The organism is Ileibacterium valens, assembly GCF_001945525.1.
GTDB lineage: Bacteria > Bacillota_I > Bacilli_A > Erysipelotrichales > Erysipelotrichaceae > Ileibacterium > Ileibacterium valens.
On record NZ_MPJW01000284.1, the window covers coordinates 1 to 6,500 of the forward strand.

Here is a 6,500-nt window from a genome sequence, read left to right on the forward strand (position 1 = left end):
AAACTGTCTTCACCTGATCCTGTTCAATCCAATCGAGCATTCTGCTCAGACCCTTATGGCTGGTATTTAAACCACTATCTGTATCTGAAAAGACTTTGAAATCACCTTTTTCAGAAGCAGCCAAAGCTAAACGGCCAATCTGACGATCAAGACCACCATTCTTTTTCTGATCATGGCTGGATACCCTGGCGTAAATGACATTGATTCGTTCTTTATGAGAATCATCGAAATAGATCATCCTTGAATTCAGCCATTCAATGACATCTTGTTTAGAGGCATACCATCGGCCGGTGGAAGACTGAGCCATTTTGATTCTGCCCTTGTTTTTCTAGGCCGTAATTGAGCGGTAATTTAAGCCGACCAATTTTGCGACATCTCCTGTTGAATAGTACTCTTTGGGTAAATCCGAATATTTGATCATAAACACCTCGTAAGGTCATTTTACAGTAACTGTTAGCGGTTTCAACTGTTCGTGAAAACATCGTAAATAAATCCAATTGTGACTAATTTAGTTATTAATGACCAACAGCAGATTACCCTTTACACTTCAATCACCAGACAGAAAATGATTGGAGTACTGTCTGTTTGCTTCCTTTAAAGCCGTTCTAATCCTCTCAGAAACAAAATATGATTTATTATTCCGGCTAACCCTTACAAACTCAAGCACTGAAAGGAAAAACCGGCCAATAAGTCCTACATATCAGCCGGCAAACAAACTTTATTCCTGAAATCGATCCTCTTATTTTTCTAACGATCCAATTGTCTGTATTTTTGAATTTTCTGATATACATTTTCTTCTGTTTATTTACTGATCTGAGTCCACCATGTCTGTATCCATTTTTGAATCATCGAGCTTTAAAATCTCATGAATTTTCTTACGAATTTCCGCAAGTCTCTTTTCTGTGAATTCTGGATTATTCTTCATCCAGATTCGGTTTAATGGCGATGGATGAGGAAGGACATAACACGGTTTGCCATTCAAGCTGAGATCTTCATAAACCAGATCACTTAGTTTCCTTTTCGGAAAAAGACGGCTTGCCGCTTCTGAGCCAACGACAAGATACAACTCACACTCCTTCATCAATTCGATTTCTTTTGAGGTCCAGAGATCATAACAGATTTTCGGAGGTTTGCGGTCGTAATTTCCTCTTAGAGACTTTCCGGGAAAGCAATGCCCCACAGTAGTGAAGTAAAAATTATCCGGATTGTAAAACTGTTCATCACTGATCTGATACCAGTCCTGACGTAAGGTTTTGCCGGAAAGATCCGAAAAAGGCCTTCCGATTTCATGAACTTTTCGCCCCGGAGCCTGTGAAATATGCATAATCTTAGCCGTTGGATTGCCAAATGTGATCGGTCTTGGTTCAAATCCAAATTCTTCCTGACATCTTCTGCATTTTTTCATCTGATCTCTAAGCTGCTGCAGTAATTCATGCTCCCCTGAAATCACAGATTCTGTAACCGGCAGATTTAAGGATGGATCATTTTTCTTTTGTTTTTGATGGTTCAGATTCGGCGTTTCCTGCGTATTTGCATGAGCTTCCATATCCATCCAATCACCTCTTTTTCGTTTCGTCCTGATTCTTTATTCGGATCGGCAAATCAGCTTGACCGATGAACAGCCAGACTTTTACATGATGCTTATGGCTTTCGATCCTTGATTACATCATCCTTTTCAAGATGGCCAATCAGCAAGGATGAATTGGGATCATGCCGCTGCATATTCTTTTGAATTTGCTTCTCATCGTAATTGGCATAACAATATCGGCACAAATGCCTGCACGAATTATAGACGCCGACATCAGCCATCTCGACACAACCGCAATCTCTCGCCTTCCATTTCGGAAATTTTTTTCCTGTCATTTCGAAAGCCTTCTCCTGCGAAAAGCAGGCTCCATCTTTAATTCCATATTCAGCTAGAATATTCTTTTCAGAACAGGTAAAGACTTCAATATGGTACTGGTCTGCAATTCGTTTGAAATTTTCCCCAAGCTTCTGAATTTCCTTGGAAGTCATATTCCGAAACCGTAAATACGGCCAGTTCTTTTTCGTGTTTTTGTACAGATCAAGAAATGAAATGGCGATCTGTTCAACGCAGCCATCGAGCTCAATACATAATTTTAAAAAGCCCGAATATGGTAATCGATTGTATACCGTTCAGAAATAAAAATCGGATCATATCGGACAGCCATGTGATCGGGTCCTACAATCGTGGAAATCTCCCGAATCGCTTCAATGATTTTTCTTTTATCCGGAAGACCTGGTTCAATGTTCTGATGATATGGAGTGACTGTCACATCCATAAGAATTGGAATCTGTATTCTGCTTAACAAAGGAATAATTGGAATTGGATTTTTCGTACAGAACATGATGGCATCTGCATCTTTTAAGTGAATCCGGGAAACCATTTTAGGATTAAATGGATTACGGACATCAAAAAAACCGGCATTCAACCGGTTCCTTAACCATTCTGAATAAAATGCAGGGATGTCGGTTCGCGAACTAATATTGATTATCATCCACTCAATCTTAGCACTTTTGTAAAGAGAAGCCTCAATGAGCAGTTTTCAGAATAAACGAGAAAACAGTCCATCCCTCGACAGTCTGTACCTTGATCGTTCCCTGATTTTGGTTCATTAAGTTTTTTGCGATCGCCAGTCCTAACCCGAATCGATTGTCACTGCGGTTTCGGCTCGTATCTTCACGGACAAAGCGTTCAAAAATTCTTTTCTGCATTTCCAGAGGAATTGGCCGTCCATTATTTTCCACAAAACAGATTGACTGACTTCCCTGTTTTCTGACTTTGATTCGGATCTCACTTCTGGCATGTGAAATCGCATTATCAAGCAAAATCCCCAAGACCTGAGAAAGGGAATCCGCATTTCCAATCACTTCAACATCCGGTTCAATGTCGACATTCAGCGTCAATCCTTTTTCGTAGATTCTGGCTTCCTGAATCAGACATTCTTTTTCTGCAATAAAGGACAGATTGACTCGGCTTAATGGAAGTTTGATCTGTTCAGATCTTGTCAGTTCAAGCAGATCGCCGATCAGACGGTTCATCCGATCCGTTTCCGTCTCAATATTTTTCAGCCATTTATTATCAGGATTTCTTTCCATTGCCTCAGCTGAAGAAAGAATGACAGCCAAAGGAGTTTTTAATTCGTGGGAAGCATCGGCGATAAACTGCTTCTGTTTCTCGAAGGATTCAGCAACAGGTCGAATCAGCCATTTTGAAATCAATTGCGCAATGCCCCAGACTGCAAGCAGATAAACAATGAAAAAGCCCGTACACAACCAGAAATAATCGACATAATCGTCCTGCCAGGAATGAATATCGATCAGCGTCATCGAATTCAAATCCGGATAATACCAGGCATAACGATCACCTAAGAGTGAAAGTTGCGTCTTTGCCTTCGATGGCTCATCGTGAGCCAAAACCCAGTCTGCCCTTTCAAGAGCCTCTGATATTTCATCCATATCCGCATTCAGATAGAGAATGTTCCAGATTCGATGATTGTCGATCTGGAATGTAAATACTGGATCGTCGGTGATTAATGAAAAATCATCATCCATCTTCAAAGATCCTCGTCTTTCAGATTGGGGCCCATCATTGTAAAAATATGGTTTGCCTTCCAGATAGCCGTCATAAAGAGAATTCATTGAAGATGAAACACGCAGTAAGGTCGTCCGGATTTCATCTTCAGCCTTCATTCCTTCCATGAAAAGAACAATGCCAAAGATCAGAATCCCAAGTACAGACAGAAGGGATCCCAGGACAAGAACGATCTTCTTTTTGAGCTGTTTCATTTTTCACTCGTTTCAATTCGGTACCCCATTCCCCGAATGGCTTTAATCGAAACATCGACTCCCAGCAGTCTGAGCTTTTTACGAATAAAGGACAAATAAGCTTCAAGGTTATTGGATTCGATATTGTTATCCCAACCCCAGACTTTGTTATAAAGCTGCTCACGGGAAAGAATCTGTGAAGGATGTTCAAGAAAATACTCAGTCAATGCGTATTCTTTTCCAGAAATTGGAAGAGTCTGTCCATTTGATTCGTTGTAAAGCAATCCTTTCTTACGATCAAGCTGCAAATTCCCTAATGAAAGAATTTTTCCACTTTCTTCATTCTTCTTTCTTAGCTGTAAATTGACTCTTGCAATCAATTCTTCGAAATGGAAAGGCTTCGTCATATAGTCGTCGGCTCCGTGTTCGAGTCCTTTCAGTTTGTCATCCAATTCACCTTTAGCGCTTAAAATAATGACCCTTGTTTCCGGCTGCATTCTGCGGATTTCTTCAAGAATTGAAAATCCATCCTTTCCAGGAAGCATGATGTCGAGTACAACAAGATCATACTGACCACTGGTTGCCTTTTGAGCTCCTTCGATTCCGTCAAAAGCACAATCCACATCATAATTAGCACCTTTTAAGGCATCGGCAATCGCATCAGCCAGGCGGGTTTCATCTTCTGCGATCAAAATTTTCATCACTATTACCTCTCTAACCAAAACTCATAAGTTTGAGATTGGATAGTATCTTTCATTCAAATTATAGGCATTAAACTTAAAACTAAGCTTAAACGATAAATCATTCACAATCTCTACGACTCTAAAAAAAACAAAAAAAGACATCTAAAACGAATTCAGATGTCCATGAACTTTCCGATCTGGTTTTGACGGATAATCAGCTTTTCCTGTTATTTTTTTTTCTTATTTTCAGTACGATTAATCGAATTGGTCTTCTGAGATGGTCTTGAATCTGCCTGCGTTTGAGATCTCTTGACCTGCATAGCCTGAATTCTTTTTCTTTCTCTTTTTGCCGATTCATAAGAAAGAAAAGAAGCCGCAGCCAGACAAATCACTCCAACAACCATCCAGACCATACTACGGGTAATGACCGCGGCGATAAAACAAATCGATGCAGTGAAATATGGAACTGATAAAGCCAGATTTGGTTTCATTTTTGGTTTCATTAAAACTCTCCCTTAAAATTCCTGTTGAAGCCGTTTGAATCCTACGAAGTATACTTTTAATTCATAATTCAGGATAGAATTCTGAGCTAAGGATCAACTTTTCTGTAAATCTTCACCGACATTAAGAATAATAAAAAAAGCGGATCGATGATCCGCGTACTGTTCAAATGGAGCAGGTGATGAGAATCGAACTCACGTAGTCAGCTTGGAAGGCTGAAGTTCTACCATTGAACTACACCTGCAAATAAAAGTGGTGACTCGGCAGGGATTCGAACCCTGGACCCCTTGATTAAAAGTCAAGTGCTCTACCAACTGAGCTACCGAGTCATAAATGGTGCCGACTAGAGGACTTGAACCCCCAACCTACTGATTACAAGTCAGTTGCTCTACCAGTTGAGCTAAGTCGGCAAATGGTGGAGGCTAACGGGCTCGAACCGCTGACCCTCTGCTTGTAAGGCAGACGCTCTCCCAACTGAGCTAAGCCTCCATTTACTTCTTGGTTTGTTTCACTTGATGCTTTGTTAAGATACATGATCTTAAAAAAAATTGCAATGCTTTTGATCAAAAATCAATTATTTCTTTTTATTGTTCTGAAACAAACAATTGGATATCGATAAACAATAAACAATCAAAAACAAATCAGTAAAATCCGCAAATAAAAACGGATCGATGATCCGCGTACTGTTCAAATGGAGCAGGTGATGAGAATCGAACTCACGTAGTCAGCTTGGAAGGCTGAAGTTCTACCATTGAACTACACCTGCAAATAAAAGTGGTGACTCGGCAGGGATTCGAACCCTGGACCCCTTGATTAAAAGTCAAGTGCTCTACCAACTGAGCTACCGAGTCATAAATGGTGCCGACTAGAGGACTTGAACCCCCAACCTACTGATTACAAGTCAGTTGCTCTACCAGTTGAGCTAAGTCGGCAAATGGTGGAGGCTAACGGGCTCGAACCGCTGACCCTCTGCTTGTAAGGCAGACGCTCTCCCAACTGAGCTAAGCCTCCATTCGCTTAACGCTTTGTTATAATACATGAATTAATCCCTGAGGGCAAGAATAAAATTTCAAAAATTTCCAATGTCATTAAGTTAAGGAGTGTCTTCCATGCGGAATTCGCTCCTCGTTTTTTTGATTTTTAACACAAGCAGTGGAGTTGCTCCAAAAGTTTATAAATTATCCGAATATGGCACTTGACAGACCGAAACTCGGAACTAATCCATAATCCGAAGGATTTCGGAGGTGGTTATTTTGACCCATTCGAAATCCCCTAAACAGTATCGCCAAATCTTCTATTCTTACCTGGACGGTCTGGCAGACTGCCCGGATCGTTCCCTGATTGAAGGCGAAGCCTTCATGCGAAACAGAAAAATTGGCCTTTCCCGTATTGCTTGTTTTATCGCTTCTCTGACAAGCGGCTCTATTCGCCAGCAGAATCTGACTTACTTCAAGACGCATAAAATCCAGGTCACTGACTCTGCCATATGTCAGGCTCGAAGCAAGTTCGACCACACAGTTTTAAAGA

General features: G+C 40.7%; 6 protein-coding genes, 8 tRNA genes and 1 pseudogene. 1 reads left to right on the top strand and 14 read right to left on the bottom strand.

Going from position 1 to position 6,500, the window contains the following annotated elements; translation table 11 throughout:
* The 14 genes and pseudogenes from BO222_RS12860 to BO222_RS12925 form a co-directional block, all read right to left on the bottom strand.
* A partial coding sequence (locus BO222_RS12860) for a recombinase family protein (protein WP_158024618.1) occupies positions 1 to 307 on the bottom strand: 307 nt, incomplete at its 3' end.
* 498 nt (positions 308 to 805) lie between these two features.
* Positions 806 to 1,546, bottom strand: coding sequence for a uracil-DNA glycosylase family protein (locus BO222_RS12865; protein ID WP_178390457.1), 741 nt, complete (start codon positions 1,544 to 1,546; stop codon positions 806 to 808).
* Between the two features lie 95 nt (positions 1,547 to 1,641).
* A pseudogene (locus BO222_RS14465) lies at positions 1,642 to 2,519 on the bottom strand (DUF1848 domain-containing protein).
* 34 nt (positions 2,520 to 2,553) lie between these two features.
* Complete coding sequence (locus BO222_RS12875) at positions 2,554 to 3,810, bottom strand: sensor histidine kinase (RefSeq protein ID WP_075821118.1); 1,257 nt, start codon at positions 3,808 to 3,810, stop codon at positions 2,554 to 2,556.
* Positions 3,807 to 4,490, bottom strand: a complete 684-nt coding sequence (locus BO222_RS12880) for a response regulator transcription factor (RefSeq protein ID WP_075821119.1) — start codon at positions 4,488 to 4,490, stop codon at positions 3,807 to 3,809. Before BO222_RS12880 ends, BO222_RS12875 begins: the two co-directional genes overlap by 4 nt.
* Before the next feature lie 209 nt (positions 4,491 to 4,699).
* Complete coding sequence (locus tag BO222_RS12885; protein WP_075821120.1) at positions 4,700 to 4,975, bottom strand: hypothetical protein; 276 nt, start codon at positions 4,973 to 4,975, stop codon at positions 4,700 to 4,702.
* 168 nt (positions 4,976 to 5,143) lie between these two features.
* A tRNA-Gly gene (locus tag BO222_RS12890) sits at positions 5,144 to 5,217 on the bottom strand.
* Between the two features lie 9 nt (positions 5,218 to 5,226).
* Positions 5,227 to 5,302, bottom strand: a tRNA-Lys gene (locus BO222_RS12895).
* A gap of 5 nt (positions 5,303 to 5,307) precedes the next feature.
* Positions 5,308 to 5,383: transfer RNA gene (locus BO222_RS12900), tRNA-Thr, on the bottom strand.
* Positions 5,384 to 5,386: 3 nt separating this feature from the next.
* A tRNA-Val gene (locus tag BO222_RS12905) sits at positions 5,387 to 5,462 on the bottom strand.
* Between the two features lie 203 nt (positions 5,463 to 5,665).
* A tRNA-Gly gene (locus BO222_RS12910) sits at positions 5,666 to 5,739 on the bottom strand.
* A gap of 9 nt (positions 5,740 to 5,748) precedes the next feature.
* Positions 5,749 to 5,824 (bottom strand) — tRNA-Lys (locus BO222_RS12915).
* Positions 5,825 to 5,829: 5 nt separating this feature from the next.
* Positions 5,830 to 5,905, bottom strand: a tRNA-Thr gene (locus BO222_RS12920).
* Positions 5,906 to 5,908: 3 nt separating this feature from the next.
* Positions 5,909 to 5,984, bottom strand: a tRNA-Val gene (locus tag BO222_RS12925).
* A gap of 242 nt (positions 5,985 to 6,226) precedes the next feature.
* On the opposite strand from BO222_RS12925, the gene BO222_RS13540 reads away from it, so the two are divergent.
* Positions 6,227 to 6,500 (top strand): hypothetical protein (locus BO222_RS13540; RefSeq protein ID WP_143357054.1); only part of this gene is annotated, 274 nt, incomplete at its 3' end.